The organism is Pseudomonas sp. NPDC089428, from assembly GCF_044749325.1.
Taxonomy (GTDB): Bacteria; Pseudomonadota; Gammaproteobacteria; order Pseudomonadales; family Pseudomonadaceae; genus Aquipseudomonas.
On the sequence record NZ_JBIVHT010000005.1, the window covers coordinates 447,748 to 461,829 of the forward strand.

14 protein-coding genes are annotated in these 14,082 nt (G+C 62.7%); 5 read left to right on the forward strand and 9 right to left on the reverse strand.

From position 1 onward, the window contains the following. Positions 1 to 69 precede the first annotated feature (69 nt). The 3 genes from cueR to ACIPZ5_RS13185 are packed head-to-tail and all read right to left on the reverse strand — an operon-like array spanning position 70 to position 3,314. Positions 70 to 474 (reverse strand): Cu(I)-responsive transcriptional regulator, encoded by a 405-nt coding sequence (gene cueR / locus ACIPZ5_RS13175; RefSeq protein WP_343600255.1) that lies wholly within the window; start codon positions 472 to 474, stop codon positions 70 to 72. Beyond that, the gene (locus ACIPZ5_RS13180; protein WP_343600257.1) at positions 471 to 2,870 is read right to left on the reverse strand and encodes a heavy metal translocating P-type ATPase; all 2,400 of its coding nucleotides are present in this window, start codon (positions 2,868 to 2,870) and stop codon (positions 471 to 473) included. Before ACIPZ5_RS13180 ends, cueR begins: the two co-directional genes overlap by 4 nt. A gap of 57 nt (positions 2,871 to 2,927) precedes the next feature. Beyond that, a complete protein-coding gene (locus ACIPZ5_RS13185) occupies positions 2,928 to 3,314 on the reverse strand; it encodes a hypothetical protein (protein WP_343600259.1) in 387 nt (128 codons plus the stop codon). 146 nt (positions 3,315 to 3,460) lie between these two features. On the opposite strand from ACIPZ5_RS13185, the gene ACIPZ5_RS13190 reads away from it, so the two are divergent. Both ACIPZ5_RS13190 and ACIPZ5_RS13195 read left to right on the forward strand, forming a co-directional pair. Continuing rightward, the gene (locus ACIPZ5_RS13190; protein ID WP_343600261.1) at positions 3,461 to 3,658 is read left to right on the forward strand and encodes a cation transporter; all 198 of its coding nucleotides are present in this window, start codon (positions 3,461 to 3,463) and stop codon (positions 3,656 to 3,658) included. A gap of 152 nt (positions 3,659 to 3,810) precedes the next feature. After that, positions 3,811 to 4,992 (forward strand): multidrug effflux MFS transporter, encoded by a 1,182-nt coding sequence (locus ACIPZ5_RS13195; RefSeq protein WP_313712426.1) that lies wholly within the window; start codon positions 3,811 to 3,813, stop codon positions 4,990 to 4,992. Here ACIPZ5_RS13195 and ACIPZ5_RS13200 read toward each other — a convergent pair. Beyond that, positions 4,943 to 5,140, reverse strand: a complete 198-nt coding sequence (locus ACIPZ5_RS13200; RefSeq protein WP_082432304.1) for a hypothetical protein — start codon at positions 5,138 to 5,140, stop codon at positions 4,943 to 4,945. The genes ACIPZ5_RS13195 and ACIPZ5_RS13200 overlap by 50 nt on opposite strands. 464 nt (positions 5,141 to 5,604) lie before the next feature. Between ACIPZ5_RS13200 and ACIPZ5_RS13205 the strand changes: the two genes are divergently transcribed. Next, on the forward strand, positions 5,605 to 6,312 hold the full coding sequence (locus ACIPZ5_RS13205) for a transcriptional regulator (protein ID WP_400809036.1): 708 nt from the start codon (positions 5,605 to 5,607) through the stop codon (positions 6,310 to 6,312). Between the two features lie 19 nt (positions 6,313 to 6,331). On the opposite strand, the gene ACIPZ5_RS13210 is transcribed toward ACIPZ5_RS13205, so the two are convergent. The 5 genes from ACIPZ5_RS13210 to ACIPZ5_RS13230 all read right to left on the reverse strand — a co-directional run bounded on the left by ACIPZ5_RS13210 (position 6,332) and on the right by ACIPZ5_RS13230 (position 10,681). After that, positions 6,332 to 7,279 carry an adenosine deaminase gene (locus ACIPZ5_RS13210; protein ID WP_027920845.1) on the reverse strand — a complete coding sequence of 316 codons (948 nt, stop codon included), beginning with the start codon at positions 7,277 to 7,279 and terminating at the stop codon, positions 6,332 to 6,334. Between the two features lie 84 nt (positions 7,280 to 7,363). Further along, positions 7,364 to 8,050, reverse strand: coding sequence for an SDR family oxidoreductase (locus ACIPZ5_RS13215; RefSeq protein WP_343600269.1), 687 nt, complete (start codon positions 8,048 to 8,050; stop codon positions 7,364 to 7,366). A gap of 366 nt (positions 8,051 to 8,416) precedes the next feature. Beyond that, entirely contained in the window at positions 8,417 to 9,001 is a 585-nt protein-coding gene (locus tag ACIPZ5_RS13220) for a YigZ family protein (RefSeq protein ID WP_313712420.1), read from the reverse strand. A gap of 9 nt (positions 9,002 to 9,010) precedes the next feature. Further along, entirely contained in the window at positions 9,011 to 9,673 is a 663-nt protein-coding gene (locus ACIPZ5_RS13225; protein WP_085676861.1) for a TetR/AcrR family transcriptional regulator, read from the reverse strand. 90 nt (positions 9,674 to 9,763) lie between these two features. Next, positions 9,764 to 10,681, reverse strand: a complete 918-nt coding sequence (locus ACIPZ5_RS13230) for a LysR family transcriptional regulator (RefSeq protein ID WP_186604094.1) — start codon at positions 10,679 to 10,681, stop codon at positions 9,764 to 9,766. Positions 10,682 to 10,799: 118 nt separating this feature from the next. Between ACIPZ5_RS13230 and ACIPZ5_RS13235 the strand changes: the two genes are divergently transcribed. Next, the gene (locus tag ACIPZ5_RS13235; protein WP_343600275.1) at positions 10,800 to 12,146 is read left to right on the forward strand and encodes an aspartate aminotransferase family protein; all 1,347 of its coding nucleotides are present in this window, start codon (positions 10,800 to 10,802) and stop codon (positions 12,144 to 12,146) included. Positions 12,147 to 12,218: 72 nt separating this feature from the next. After that, complete coding sequence (locus ACIPZ5_RS13240; protein ID WP_085676863.1) at positions 12,219 to 13,712, forward strand: CoA-acylating methylmalonate-semialdehyde dehydrogenase; 1,494 nt, start codon at positions 12,219 to 12,221, stop codon at positions 13,710 to 13,712. Positions 13,713 to 14,082 lie beyond the last annotated feature (370 nt).

The following is a 14,082-nucleotide window of genomic DNA, read 5'->3' on the forward strand; positions in this document are numbered from 1 at the left end:
CTAATATGGCATACCAAGTTGCTGTGGCGTGCTGAAATCAGTACGCCACAACCTCTGAACCGCGGCCTTTCAATGGCAGCATCCTGCGCCATTGGCCAGGTCTTTCAGAATCGGGCAATCCGGGCGGTCATCCCCCTGGCAGTGGGCAACCAGTTCACTCAGGGTGTCACGCAGGCTCACCAGCTCCTCGATGCGCCGATTCAACTCATCGATATGCTGCGTGGCCAGCGCCTTGACGTCGGCACTGGCGCGTCCACGGTCTTGCCACAAGGTCAGCAGCTTGCCCACTTCTTCCAGGGAAAACCCGAGGTCACGGGAGCGCTTGATGAAGGCCAGGCTGTGCAAGTCCTCGGCCTGGTACAAGCGGTAGCCGCTATCGCTGCGGGTGGCTGGCTTGAGCAGGCCGATGGATTCGTAATAGCGGATCATCTTGGTGCTGAGCCCGCTGCGGCGGGCAGCCTGGCCTATGTTCATGGGGCCTCCTGCGAAGTGCTGGTGGGTTTCCAGGTCTTCAGCCACAGGGCATTGCTGACCACGCTGACGCTGGAAAGCGCCATGGCGGCGCCGGCCAGTACCGGGTTGAGATAGCCCAGTGCGGCCAGGGGAATGCCGATCAGGTTGTAGATGAAGGCCCAGAACAGATTCTGGCGGATTTTCGCATAAGTCTTGCGGCTGATTTCCAGCGCCGCGGGCACCAGCCGTGGGTCGCCGCGCATCAGGGTGATGCCGGCTGCCTGCATGGCCACGTCGGTGCCACCGCCCATGGCGATGCCGATGTCGGCGGCGGCCAGAGCCGGGGCATCGTTGATGCCGTCGCCGACCATCGCCACCACGCCGTCCTTTTTCAGGGCGGCCACGGTGGCGGCCTTGTCGGCCGGCAACACTTCGGCGTGCACGTCGTCGATACCGAGCGCATCGGCCACCACCTTGGCACTGCCGCGGTTGTCGCCGGTCAGCAGGTGGCTGCTGATGTGGCGGGCGTGCAGGGCGGCAATCGCCTGCTCGGCGCCGGGCTTGAGGCTGTCACCGAAGGCGAACAGGCCGAGCACGCGGGGCGCTGCACCGCGTTCGATGAGCCACGACAGCGTGCGGCCTTCGGCTTCCCAGGCTTGAGCCTTGGCGGCCAGTTCACCGGGTTGCAGATTACTTTCGTCGAGCAGGCGGCGGTTGCCCAGCGCCAATTCGCGGCCTTCCACGCGCCCGGCAATGCCGCGGCCGGTAAGCGACTGGCTGTCAGTGACGGCGGGGACGTCCAAGCCCTGCTCGGCGCAGGCATCCAGCACGGCCTTGGCCAATGGGTGCTCGCTGCCGCGTTGCAGGGCGCCGGCAAGGCGATGCAGGTCGGCGTCGCCAGCGACCACTGCCTGGCTATGGACCACACGCGGGCTGCCAGAGGTGAGGGTGCCGGTCTTGTCGAACACCACACGATTGACCGCATGGGCACGCTCCAGCGCTTCGGCGTCCTTGATCAGGATGCCGTGGCGGGCAGCGACACCGGTACCGGCCATGATCGCCGCTGGCGTGGCCAGGCCCAGTGCACAAGGGCAGGCGATCACCAGCACGGCCACTGCATTGATCAACGCGGTTTCCAGTGGCGCACCGGCCAGCCACCAGCCAATCAAGGTGAGCAGTGCGAGCAACAGCACTGCGGGCACGAACACCTGGCTGACCCGGTCGACCAGTTTCTGGATAGGTGCCTTGGCGGCTTGTGCGTCTTCGACGAGGCGGATGATCCGGGCCAGCACGGTCTCGGTGCCCAGCGCCTGGGTACGCACCAGCAGCCGGCCTTCGCCGTTGATGGCACCGCCGGTGACGCTGTCGCCGGGCTGCTTGGGCACTGGCAGGCTTTCGCCGCTGATCAGCGCTTCATCGGCGTGGCTGCTGCCTTCTTCCACTGCGCCATCGACCGGGAAGCGCTCGCCGGGCTTGACCAGTACCAGGTCGCCGAGGCGCAATTGAGCGATCGCCACGTCCTCTTCGCGGCCGTCGATGACGCGCACGGCACGTTCCGGCCGCAGCGCTTCGAGGGCGCGGATGGCGCTGGCGGTCTGGCGCTTGGCTCGGCTTTCGAGGTATTTGCCCAGCAATACCAAGGCGATGACCACCGCCGAAGCCTCGAAGTAAAGATGGGGTGCCATGCCGGCCGGGGCCTTGGCCCATTGGTACAGGCTCAGGCCATAACCCGCGCTGGTGCCCAGGGCGACCAGCAGGTCCATGTTGCCGGCCCCGGCACGCACGGCTTTGTAGGCGGCTTTGTAGAAGCGTGCGCCGAGAATGAATTGCACCGGGGTGGCCAGCGCGAACTGCACCCAGGCGGGGAGCATCCAGTGCAGGCCGAACGGCTGTACCAGCATCGGCAGCACCAAGGGCAGGGCCAGCAACAGCGCGGCAGCGACGGCCAGGCGCTCGTTGCGCAGGCGCCGTTGGGCATCTTGCTGATCATCCTTCACTGCTTGCGGCAGGCTGGCGCTGTAGCCGGCCTTTTCCACAGCGGCAATCAGCAGCGCGTCATCGAGTGCCTGCAGCACTTCAAGGTGGGCACGTTCGCTGGCCAGGTTGACGCTGACCTGTTCGACGCCCGGCAGCTTGCCTAGTGCGCGCTCGACACGCCCGACGCAACTGGCGCAAGTCATGCCGCCGATCTGCAGTTCGACGGTTCGGGTTGGCACGCCATAGCCGGCGCTGCGCACGGCTTCGACCAGGGCTGGCAAGCTGTCGGCCGGGGCCTGGACCCTGGCCTGTTCGGTGGCGAGGTTGACGCTGACCTGATCAGCGCCACTGACTTTTCGCAGGGCGCGCTCCACACGGCCGGCGCAACTGGCGCAGGTCATGCCGGAGATGGGCAGGTCGAACGTGGTAGATGTGGGCATGGCGCTCCTCCTTGGCAGGGCTTGAGCATCAGCATCAACCTTGCCACGCGGGGAAGGTCAATAGCCCAGGCCGGCTCGCTTCAATTCAAGGCCGTTGTGGCCCATGGCGATGCGGTACTTGGTGATCTGCCCCGCTTGCAGGTTGAGCTGCGTGCTGCGCTGGTCCTCGATGCCGGGGGCGCAGCCTGGCATTTGCCCAGGCAGCAGGCGCAGGCGTACGTCGATTGGGCCGGGCGGCAGGTTGAAGGACGTGGACTGTTCCTGGAAAACGCGGCCGGAGAGCTGATCGTTGAGGTACACGCCGATTTCGCAGCTGGTGGCCACTTCCAGGCGTTCCCGGGAAATGATCAGCACGCTGTAGTCCGAGTTGCCCTCGGCGCTGGCCGGTGGCACTGCGGCCAAGGCGGCCAACAGCCCGACAACACCCACTGCTGTCCTGAACATGAAGAATCTCCTGCTTGCACAAATCGTCAAAGGCGCAGCTTGGCCGAGGTCCGCGCGGATTTCCAGCCCGGCCGTTTCACGCAGAACTTGACCTTGCCCCGATGGCAAGCTTGAAACTGCGTAAAACCCTGAAGGAGGCAGTACCCATGCAAGTGTTCAATGTTCAAGGCATGACCTGTGGCCATTGTGTGAAAGCAGTGACGCGCGCGGTACAGGAGCAGGATGCGCAGGCCAAGGTGGAAGTCGACCTGGCTGGCAAGCAAGTGCGGGTACAAAGCTCGCTGGCTGCCGAGCAGGTGCTGGCGGCTATTCGTGAGGAAGGCTACCAGGCAGAAGCGGTGTAGAAGCCCCCTTTTGTGGCGATCGGGCCGCAAGGCGGCCCCTGGATATCAGCCATGATCGGTAAGTGGCGGGGGCCGCTTTGCGGCCCGATCGCGACACAAGGCCGCTCCTGCAGGTAGACTTGGCGGCTTGCTTAGCCTGCTATGGATTCCTGATGAACCTGCGAATGGTGCTCATCCTGGGCGCATTGAGTGCGTTCGGGCCCCTGGCGATCGACTTCTACCTGCCCGCCTTCCCGGCCATGGCGCAGGCGTTCGCCACCGATGAAAAACATGTACAGGCCACCCTGGCGGCCTATTTCCTTGGTCTGTCGATTGGCCAGCTGGCCTACGGGCCGGTGGCTGACCGCTTTGGTCGGCGCAAGCCGCTGCTGTTCGGCGTGGCGCTGTTCACCTTGGCTTCGCTGGCTTGTGCCTACGCCCCCAACCTCGACACCTTGATCGTGGCGCGCTTTGTCCAGGCACTGGGCGGTTGCGCCGGCATGGTGTTGTCGCGGGCCATTGTCAGCGACAAGTGCGACCCGGTGGCATCGGCCAAGGTGTTTTCGCAGTTGATGCTGGTGATGGGCCTGGCACCGATCCTTGCGCCAATGCTAGGCGGGGTTCTGGTGAACGTGGCCGGTTGGCAGTCAATTTTCCTGGCGCTGAGCCTGTTCAGCGCTGCCAGCCTGCTGGCGGTAAGCCTGGGCCTGCCAGAGAGCCTGCCGGCGCATATGCCGCGCCAGCCGTTGTCAGGGGCATTGCGCCAGTACCTGCGGTTGTTGGCTGATCGAGTGTTCATTGGCCATGCCTTGACCGGTGGTATCGCCATTGCCGGGATGTTTGCCTACATCGCTGGTTCGCCTTTCGTATTCATCAAGCTCTATGGCGTACCCGCGGAACACTATGGCTGGCTGTTCGGTACCAACGCGGCCGGCTTCATCCTGGTAGCGCAGGTCAACGCGCGCCTGCTGGCCAAGCGAGGCCCGGCATTCCTGTTGGTGCGGGCGGTCTGGCTCTACCTGGCAGCGGGGCTGGTACTGCTCGCCGTGGCAGCCATGCGCCCGGCGCAGTTGTGGCCGTTGCTGGTGCCGCTGTTCGTTTGCATTGCCAGCCTGGGTTGCATCATCCCCAACGCCTCGGCCTGCGCCATGAGCGGCCAGGGCGCGCGGGCGGGCAGTGCGTCTGCTCTGATGGGCTGCCTGCAGTTCAGCGTCGCAGCCGGTGCGGCGTCGCTGGTCGGCGTGCTGCATGACGGCAGCGCAGTGCCCATGGCCTTGGTGATCAGCCTGTGCGGGGCGCTGGTGGTCAGTGTCGCGCTGTTGACCCGGCGTTTGCAGGCCAAGCGTCCAGCATGAGTGGGTGAGGTGCCTGCAGGCGGGTTTCCAGGGTGGCAACGAAGGCGCGTGCTTCTGCCTCGCTGCGGAAACTCACCACATGCTGGTCGAGCCTTACCTGCCACGGGCAGTTGGGGTTGCGGTTCGACGCACTGACGACAATCTTCATCGTGGCATACCTCCGATTGGTGGGAGAGCGGGTCAAGTGTAGCGCTGCAGTCACCTGGCGCCATGACTTGAATGGGTGTCCTGACTGGCGGTCAAGGCACCCATGCCAATGGGCTGTCCGACGATTCCAGCGGGCATGCCTGGATTGGTGTGGAAGCTTCGCTTTGATTTGCACTATTTAAGGAAGCGCGCTGTCAGCAGAGTCGCTCCCCGCTCTGGGCCATCCTTCCTCATGCCTTGTATTTTCCCTTCTGCTCCACGTTGTGACGATCTGAACACTCCGATGACTCGCGCGAGGGTTGCCCCACCCAACGCTGGATGAGCCTGCCTGAGCATGTGCAGGGCTGCCGGGTAGGGCCTGGGTGCGGCTTATACTTGCGCCTGGGCAGTTTGCTGGGGGGCAATCAGCGTAGCCAAGGCTGGCCTCTGGAAAACAGACGTGATCATGCGGGGAGATACAGGGACATGAATGCAGTCAGCAGTATCAGTCAGATTGCCGGCCTGATGGCCGATCCCAAGCGCAGCGCGATGTTGTGGGCGCTGATCGATGGCACACCGCGACCGACCGATGAATTGGCGATGATGGCCGGGCTGACCTCGTCTTCGGCCTGTGCTCACCTGTCGTTGCTGTCGTCGGCCGGCCTGCTCAGGCTCGAAGCACGCGGGCGCAAACGCTACTTCAGGCTCGCGACACCCCAGGTGGGCGTAGCCGTCGAAGCGTTGGCCAGCGTCCAGCTGGCATCGGAAAAGGGGGCGCGCACAGAGGCATTGCAATTGCCGATGTCGATGCGCAGGGCGCGTCGCTGCGGCGATCACCTGGGGGGCGAGCTTGCGGGGGAGCTGTATCACCGGCTGGTGGTGGCGGGCTGGCTGGAGGGCAGCGAGCGAGAGCTGATGGTCAGCGAGGAGGGGCGAACGCAACTGGCTGCCATAGGCGTCTACATAGATGCGCTGGCATCGCGAAAGCAGCGTGGTTGTGTGATCTGCCATTGCAATGAGTGGAGCGACCAAGGGCCACACTTGGGTGGCAGCCTTGGCCAGGCATTGCTCAAGCTGTTTCTGCAGTCTGGCTGGATACGCGAGTCTGACAGCTCGCGGGTACTACAGATTTCCGCCGAAGGTGTGCAGCAGATCAATCGCATAGCCCGCGTGATGACGTTGCAACTGGGTTAGCCGCAAAGTCTTCTGCTGCTCAGACCAGGCGTGCATCCAGGCTGTTCTGTGCCAGCCGGCGGGCTTGGTCTTCGGTCATGCCCAGGTGGGTGTGCAAGGCGTGGAAGTTTTCTGTGACGTAACCGCCAAAGTAGGCCGGGTCGTCCGAATTCACCGTCACCTTCACGCCACGTTCCAGCATGTCGAGGATGTTGTGCTGGCTCATGTGGTCGAACACGCAAAGCTTGGTGTTCGACAACGGGCAGACGGTGAGCGGAATCTGCTCGTCGATGATGCGCTGCATCAGGCGTTCGTCTTCGATGGCGCGCACGCCGTGGTCGATGCGCTTGATCTTCAGCAGGTCGAGGGCTTCCCAGATGTACTCGGGTGGGCCTTCCTCGCCAGCATGTGCCACAGCTACGAAGCCTTCGCTGCGGGCGCGGTCGAACACGCGCTGGAACTTGCTCGGCGGGTGGCCCATTTCCGAGCTGTCCAGGCCGACGGCGATGAACGCGTCGCGGAAGGGCAGGGCCTGGTCGAGGGTCTTCTGCGCTTCGTCTTCGCTGAGGTGGCGCAGGAAGCTCAGGATCAGGCCGCTGCTGATGCCCAGCTGCTCGCGCCCGTCCTTCAGTGCCTGGTTGATGCCATTGAGCACGACCTCGAACGGGATGCCGCGGTCGGTGTGGGTCTGCGGATCGAAGAACGGTTCGGTGTGGATGACATTCTGCGCCTTGCAGCGCTGCAGGTAGGCCCAGGTCAGGTCGTAGAAGTCCTGCTCGGTGCGAAGCACGTCCGCGCCTTGGTAATACAGGTCGAGGAACTCCTGCAGGTTGTTGAAGGCGTAGGCGCTGCGCAGGGTTTCCACGTCGTTCCATGGCAGGGCAATCTTGTTGCGTTCGGCCAGGGCGAACAGCAATTCGGGTTCCAGTGAACCTTCAAGGTGCAGGTGCAGTTCTGCCTTGGGCAGGGCATTCAGCCAGTCATACATAAGGGGGATGTCTCAAATCAGGTACGGTTGCCGCCATTCTACAGGGCCTGGCCGAGCATTGCGCCCGGCCGGTCGGTATTCACTTCACCAGGTGAGTGACTCGCCTTTGTAGTTGATGAAGCGCAGGCCACCGCGGCCGCTTTGCGCCTTGATCTGTTCGAGCATGCCACGGGTACTGGTGAGCACGTCGATTTCGGCGTTTTCGCCGCCCATGTCGGTCTTCACCCAGCCTGGGTGCATGGCCAGTACGCACAGATCTGGACGCTGCAGTTCGACCACGAAGCTGTTGATCATCGAATTGAGCGCGGCCTTGCTGGCCTTGTACAGGCAGATCTCACCACCGTCGGGGATGGTTACGCTGCCGAGGATCGAGCTCATGAACGCCAACACGCCGGTGCTTTCGCGCACTTGGCCGGCCAAGCGCCGGGCGACGCGGATCGGGGCTACGGCGTTGGTCATGAACAGGTCGCCGATGGCCTGGGTGCTGACGGTTTCCAGGTCTTGCGGGAGAGGGCCCATGACCCCGGCGTTGACGAACACCAGGTCGAACACCTCACCTTGCAGGCGTTGCTTGAGCCCGTCGAGCTGGGCGGTGTCGTTCATTTCCAGTTGTTCGATGCGGACTCCCGCTACATCGGCAAGGGCGCCGGGCTGTAGGGGATTGCGCACGGTGGCTGTGATGTTCCAGCCGTCTTCGTGCAGCCGTTGTACCAGGCCCAGGCCAAGGCCACGGGAGGCACCAATGATGAGGGCGTTTTTCGAGCTAGCCATGTGAGCGCTCCTTGTTCGGTTGAAGGGAAAGGCTTTGAGCATAATGCAGACCGCACACGTCTGCTGTTTCTGAGTTTGAACAAAAAATGATCAGCGGCTTGGGGCCGTGGGCGAGCGGGGGCTTGGCGCGTTGGCTAACGGGTTATCCACAGCGTCGTCCACAGTAAATGTGAGCAAGCGCAACGACAGGGATTGTGTAATGCGCCTGACACACTGGGGATAAGTATTGAGGGTTCAGGTGTTTACGGCTGTCATCAAACAGTGATCAAAATATGCTCAATGCTCTGCAGGCCTTGCCGGGCATGGGCTGTAAAGGAGTGCCCCAAGCTTATCCACAGGCCGGCCCACAGTAGATGTGGGCAAGTTTCAGCAGGCTTCGAGGATGATTCGGCCGCGGCTCAGGTCGGCCAGTTGCTGTTGCAGGGCGGGTTGATGTTCGGCGCCCACGGCAATCTGCAGGTCGACACCATTGGCGGTGAACTGCTCGTCGAGCACCAGGCCATCCACCTCGGCCAGGCGCAGTTTCACCAGTGCCAGTTCGCTGAAAGAGCAGCTGCAGTTGTATTCGCTGCGTTGAATCAGCAGGCGTTTCGGCGCCTGTTGCAGGCATTTGTTGGCACCTCCGCCATAGGCGCGAGCCAGCCCACCGGTGCCCAGCTGGATACCGCCGTACCAGCGAATCACCAACACCACCACCTGGTCGCAGTCCTGGGCTTCGATGGCCGCAAGTATCGGCCGCCCCGCGGTACCGCCCGGCTCGCCATCGTCATTGCTGCGGTATTGCCCGCCGATCTTCCAGGCCCAGCAATTGTGCGTGGCGGCCAGGTCGCTGTGGCGTTCGATGAAGCTCATCGCCTCGGCGGCACTGTTGATCGGGCCGGCGAGGGTGATGAAGCGGCTCTTGCGGATTTCCTCGCGAAATTCGCAGAGGTCGAGCAGGGTAGAAGGCATAGATGAACGTCAGGCAGCCGGCTTGATGCCGCACCCCTTGAGTATGATGTGGATAAGGTTGTTGCTGGCATCTTCCATGTCTTGCTTGGTCAGGCGGCTGCGGCCGGTGACCTGGCAGATCTGGGTGGCGAAGTCGGCATAGTGCTGGGTGCTGCCCCAGAGCAGGAAGATCAGGTGCACCGGGTCGACCGGGTCCATCTTGCCTGCCTCGATCCAGGCCTGGAACACGGCGGCGCGGCCGCGGAACCATTCGCGGTAATCGGCGCTGAAATACTCGGTCAGGCAGGTGCCACCGCTGATCACTTCCATCGCGAAGATCCGCGAAGCCTGCGGGTTGCGCCGGGAGAACTCCATCTTGGTGCGGATGTAGTGGCTCAGCGCTTCGCCCGGGTCGTCCTCGACGCTCAGGGCGTTGAAGGTGCTGTCCCACAGCTCGATGATGTTGCTCAGCACGGCGATGTACAGGCCGAGCTTGTTGGTGAAGTAGTAATGCAGGTTGGCCTTGGGCAAGCCGGCTTTCAGCGCGATGGTGTTCATGCTGGTGCCTTTGAACCCATGGCGGGCGAATTCGTCTTCGGCGGCCTGGATGATGGCCTGCTCGTTCTTCTGGCGGATGCGGCCGGCGGGCTTGCCCGAGGCGGCGAGGCGATGCGCAGGGACTTCTAGGGTCATGGACGATTCCGGACAGGTCTGTGGCAACGAATGTCGGACAAGATTACCTGCCTGTGCTGGCGTGACAAGCCTTAGCGTCAGAAGCGGGCATCAGCGTGTCGCAGCCAGGCTTTCCAGGAAGCTTTCCAGCACCAGGTTCGGTCGCCGTCCCTTGCGCGTGACCCAGCTCAGGCTCAGGTCATAGAAGCGTTGCGCCGGCTTGAGTGCACGCAGGCGACCTTGCTGGACCCAGAACGCAGCGTAATGGTCGGGCAGGTAGCCGATGTAGCGCCCGGTGAGGATCAGGAACGCCATGCCTTCGCGGTCCGAAGCACTGGCGGTGCAGTTGAGCGCCTGGTAGTGCGCCTGGATTTCCGCAGGCAGGCGGAAGGTTGGCGCGATCGCTTCCTGGCTGTTGAGGCGGTCATCGTCGATCTGCTGGTTGTCGGCGTAAAACAGCGGGTGGCCCACCGCGCAGTAGAGTTGTGAGCGTTCGCTGTACAGCGGTTGGTACTCCAGGCCGGACAGCGGGCTGGTCTGCGGTACCACGCCGACGTGCAGGCTGCCGTCCAGTACCCCTTGCTCGACCTGGCTGGGGGCAATCATGCGGATCTGGATACGCACATCCGGGCCACGGTCCTTGAGCTCGGCCAGGGCATGGGTGATGCGCATGTGCGGCAGGGTGACCAGGTTGTCGGTCAGGCCGATGTTGAGCTCGCCGCGCAAGTGCTGGTGCAGGCCGTTGACTTCGGTACGAAAGGTTTCCAGCGCACTGAGCAACTGCAGGGCCGAGTGATAGACCTCGCGGCCTTCCTCGGTCAGCGAGAAACCGGCACGGCCGCGCTGGCACAGGCGCAAACCCAAGCGCTGTTCGAGGTCGTTCATCTGCTGGCTGATGGCCGAGCGGCCGATCCCCAGTACGTTCTCCGCAGCCGAAAAGCCGCCGCACTCAACGACGCTTCGGTAGATTTTCAGCAGGCGGATGTCGAAATCGCTGACTTGCGCGAGAGGGTCGGGGCGTCGGCTCATAAGTTTAGTCTTGCGCTATCTGAAGATTAGAAATGTAGGCTTTTTCAGACTTTATCTGCGTGCGAATTTAGCCGCAACAACATCCATCGTTGCCTAGTCGTCTTCCGAGGAACCGCCGATGAACATGCCCGAAACCGCTCCCGCCGGTATCGCCAGCCAGCTGAAGCTGGATGCCCACTGGATGCCCTACACCGCCAACCGTAACTTCCAGCGCGACCCGCGGCTGATCGTGGCGGCCCAAGGCAACTACCTGGTCGATGACAAGGGGCGCAAGATCTTCGACGCCCTCTCTGGCCTGTGGACCTGTGGCGCCGGGCATACCCGCAAGGAAATCACCGAAGCGGTCGCGCGCCAGGTCGGCACCCTCGATTATTCCCCGGCGTTCCAGTTCGGCCACCCGCTGTCGTTCCAGCTGGCCGAGAAGATCGCCGAGCTGACCCCAGGCGACCTGAATCACGTCTTCTATACCAACTCCGGCTCCGAGTGCTGCGACACCGCGCTGAAGATGGTGCGTGCCTACTGGCGCCTGAAGGGCCAGGCCACCAAGACCAAGATCATTGGCCGTGCCCGTGGTTACCACGGGGTGAACATTGCCGGTACCAGCCTGGGTGGCGTCAACGGTAACCGCAAGATGTTCGGCCAACTGCTGGATGTCGACCACCTGCCTCACACCGTGCTGCCGGTGAACGCCTTCTCCAAGGGCTTGCCGGAAGAGGGCGGTATCGCCCTGGCAGATGAAATGCTCAAGCTGATCGAGCTGCATGATGCGTCGAACATCGCAGCGGTGATCGTCGAGCCGCTGGCAGGCTCCGCCGGTGTGCTGCCGCCGCCGAAGGGTTACCTGAAGCGCCTGCGTGAAATCTGCACCCAGCACAACATCCTGCTGATCTTCGATGAAGTGATCACCGGCTTCGGTCGCATGGGCGCCATGACCGGTTCCGAGGCCTTCGGCGTCACCCCGGACTTGATGTGCATCGCCAAGCAGGTCACCAACGGTGCCATCCCGATGGGTGCGGTCATCGCCACCAGCGAGATCTACCAGACCTTCATGAACCAGCCGACCCCGGAATATGCTGTGGAATTCCCTCACGGCTATACCTACTCGGCTCACCCAGTAGCCTGCGCCGCCGGTATCGCCGCGCTCGACCTGCTGCAGAAGGAAAGCCTGGTGCAGTCGGCTGCCGAACTGGCGCCGCACTTCGAGAAGCTGCTGCACGGCGTCAAGGGCACCAAGAACATCGTCGACATTCGAAACTACGGCCTGGCCGGCGCGATCCAGATCGCTGCCCGTGACGGTGATGCCATCGTGCGTCCTTACGAAGCAGCCATGAAGCTGTGGCAAGCCGGCTTCTATGTGCGCTTCGGTGGCGACACCCTGCAGTTCGGCCCAACCTTCAATACCCAGCCGCAGGAACTCGACCGCCTGTTCGACGCGGTCGGTGAAGCCCTGAACCAGGTCGACTGATCTTTCCGCTTTTGACGTAGGGCGCGTGAGCCACTCCCGCGCCTGCCTCAACCTTTTTATCTGGAGTTTTGCATGAGCATTGTTCAGCACCTGATTCACGGCGAACTGGTTACCAAGGGTGAGCGCACCGCCGATGTCTTCAACCCTTCTACCGGCCAGGCGGTACGCAAGGTCGAACTGGCCAGCCGCGCGACCGTGCAGGAAGCCATCGATTCGGCCAAGGCCGCCTTCCCGGCCTGGCGCAACACCCCACCGGCCAAGCGCGCCCAGGTGATGTTCCGCTTCAAGCAACTGCTGGAGCAGAACGAAGCCCGTATCTCGCAGATGATCAGCGAAGAGCACGGCAAGACCCTGGAAGACGCGGCCGGTGAACTGAAGCGTGGCATCGAGAACGTCGAGTTTGCCTGCGCGGCGCCGGAAGTGCTCAAAGGCGAGTACAGCCGCAACGTCGGCCCGAACATCGACGCCTGGTCCGACTTCCAGCCGCTGGGCGTGGTCGCCGGCATCACTCCGTTCAACTTCCCGGCCATGGTGCCGCTGTGGATGTATCCCCTGGCCATCGCCTGTGGTAACGCCTTCATCCTCAAGCCATCCGAGCGTGACCCGAGCTCGACGCTGTTCATCGCCCAGTTACTGCTGGAGGCTGGCCTGCCGAAGGGCATCCTCAATGTGGTGCATGGTGACAAGGAAGCGGTCGATGCACTGATCGAAGCACCGGAAGTGAAAGCCCTGAGCTTCGTCGGTTCGACCCCGATTGCCGAGTACATCTATGCCGAAGGCACCAAGCGCGGCAAGCGCGTGCAAGCCCTGGGCGGCGCCAAGAACCACGCGGTGCTGATGCCCGATGCCGACCTGGACAACGCGGTCAGCGCGCTGATGGGCGCCGCCTACGGTTCGTGCGGCGAGCGTTGCATGGCTATTTCGGTGGCGGTGTGCGTGGGCGACCAGGTTGCCGATGCGCTGATCGCCAAGCTGGAGCCGCAGATCAAGGCGCTGAAGATTGGCGCTGGCACGTCGTGCGGCCTGGACATGGGCCCACTGGTGACTGCTGCTGCCCGCGACAAGGTTGTCGGTTACATCGACGATGGCGTTGCCGCTGGCGCCAAGCTGGTGGTTGATGGCCGTGGCTTCCGTGTGGCGGGTAATGAAGATGGCTACTTCGTCGGTGGCACGCTGTTCGACAACGTCACTCCGCAGATGCGTATCTATAAAGAAGAAATCTTCGGCCCGGTGCTGTGCGTGGTGCGCGTGAACAGCCTGGAGCAGGCCATGCAGCTGATCAACGACCACGAGTACGGTAACGGTACCTGCATCTTCACCCGTGACGGTGAAGCGGCGCGCCTGTTCTGCGATGAGATCGAAGTGGGCATGGTCGGTGTCAACGTGCCGCTGCCGGTGCCGGTTGCCTACCATAGCTTCGGTGGCTGGAAGCGTTCGCTGTTTGGTGATTTGCATGCCTATGGCCCGGACGGGGTGCGCTTCTATACCCGTCGCAAGGCAATTACCCAGCGCTGGCCGCAGCGGGCCAGCCATGAGGCGTCGCAGTTTGCGTTCCCTAGCTTGTAAGGGATGAATTGAAGCAGGGAGGCCGACAGGCCTCCCTGCTTTGTTTTTGCGGTGGGGCTGGTGGGGGCTTGTCTTGAGGCTGAATTGGTTTTGAGAGGTGCCTGCCTTTAGTTGTCTGGCGCCTGGGAGGCCTTGAAACGGTCTTCGCCGGGAATATTTCAAATAAATGAAATTAAAGATTGACGCGCTTTCGAATCCCCTTATAATGCGCCCCACTTCCAGCGACAACGGAACGACAAACTCCTTGAGATTCAACGAGTTAGACGATTCGGAAGGTGCTGAAAGGGCTTCGATCAAATGATCGATAGCGGTTGAGATGAAGGTTGACAGCGGTTTTAAACGCTGTATTATTCGCCTCCCGCTACGAGAG

Bases quoted from the DNA above. Each gene is read 5' to 3' on its own strand.
- ACIPZ5_RS13220 (WP_313712420.1), bottom strand. From the start codon at position 9,001: ATGCCTTCTACCCTGCTCGACCTCTGCGAATTTCGCGAGGAAATCCGC.
- ACIPZ5_RS13200 (WP_082432304.1), bottom strand. From the start codon at position 5,140: ATGAAGATTGTCGTCAGTGCGTCGAACCGCAACCCCAACTGCCCGTGG.
- ACIPZ5_RS13240 (WP_085676863.1), top strand. From the start codon at position 12,219: ATGAGCATTGTTCAGCACCTGATTCACGGCGAACTGGTTACCAAGGGT.
- ACIPZ5_RS13190 (WP_343600261.1), top strand. From the start codon at position 3,461: ATGCAAGTGTTCAATGTTCAAGGCATGACCTGTGGCCATTGTGTGAAA.
- ACIPZ5_RS13185 (WP_343600259.1), bottom strand. From the start codon at position 3,314: ATGTTCAGGACAGCAGTGGGTGTTGTCGGGCTGTTGGCCGCCTTGGCC.
- cueR (WP_343600255.1), bottom strand. From the start codon at position 474: ATGAACATAGGCCAGGCTGCCCGCCGCAGCGGGCTCAGCACCAAGATG.
- ACIPZ5_RS13215 (WP_343600269.1), bottom strand. From the start codon at position 8,050: ATGGCTAGCTCGAAAAACGCCCTCATCATTGGTGCCTCCCGTGGCCTT.
- ACIPZ5_RS13180 (WP_343600257.1), bottom strand. From the start codon at position 2,870: ATGCCCACATCTACCACGTTCGACCTGCCCATCTCCGGCATGACCTGC.
- ACIPZ5_RS13205 (WP_400809036.1), top strand. From the start codon at position 5,605: ATGAATGCAGTCAGCAGTATCAGTCAGATTGCCGGCCTGATGGCCGAT.
- ACIPZ5_RS13225 (WP_085676861.1), bottom strand. From the start codon at position 9,673: ATGACCCTAGAAGTCCCTGCGCATCGCCTCGCCGCCTCGGGCAAGCCC.
- ACIPZ5_RS13195 (WP_313712426.1), top strand. From the start codon at position 3,811: ATGAACCTGCGAATGGTGCTCATCCTGGGCGCATTGAGTGCGTTCGGG.
- ACIPZ5_RS13210 (WP_027920845.1), bottom strand. From the start codon at position 7,279: ATGTATGACTGGCTGAATGCCCTGCCCAAGGCAGAACTGCACCTGCAC.
- ACIPZ5_RS13235 (WP_343600275.1), top strand. From the start codon at position 10,800: ATGAACATGCCCGAAACCGCTCCCGCCGGTATCGCCAGCCAGCTGAAG.
- ACIPZ5_RS13230 (WP_186604094.1), bottom strand. From the start codon at position 10,681: ATGAGCCGACGCCCCGACCCTCTCGCGCAAGTCAGCGATTTCGACATC.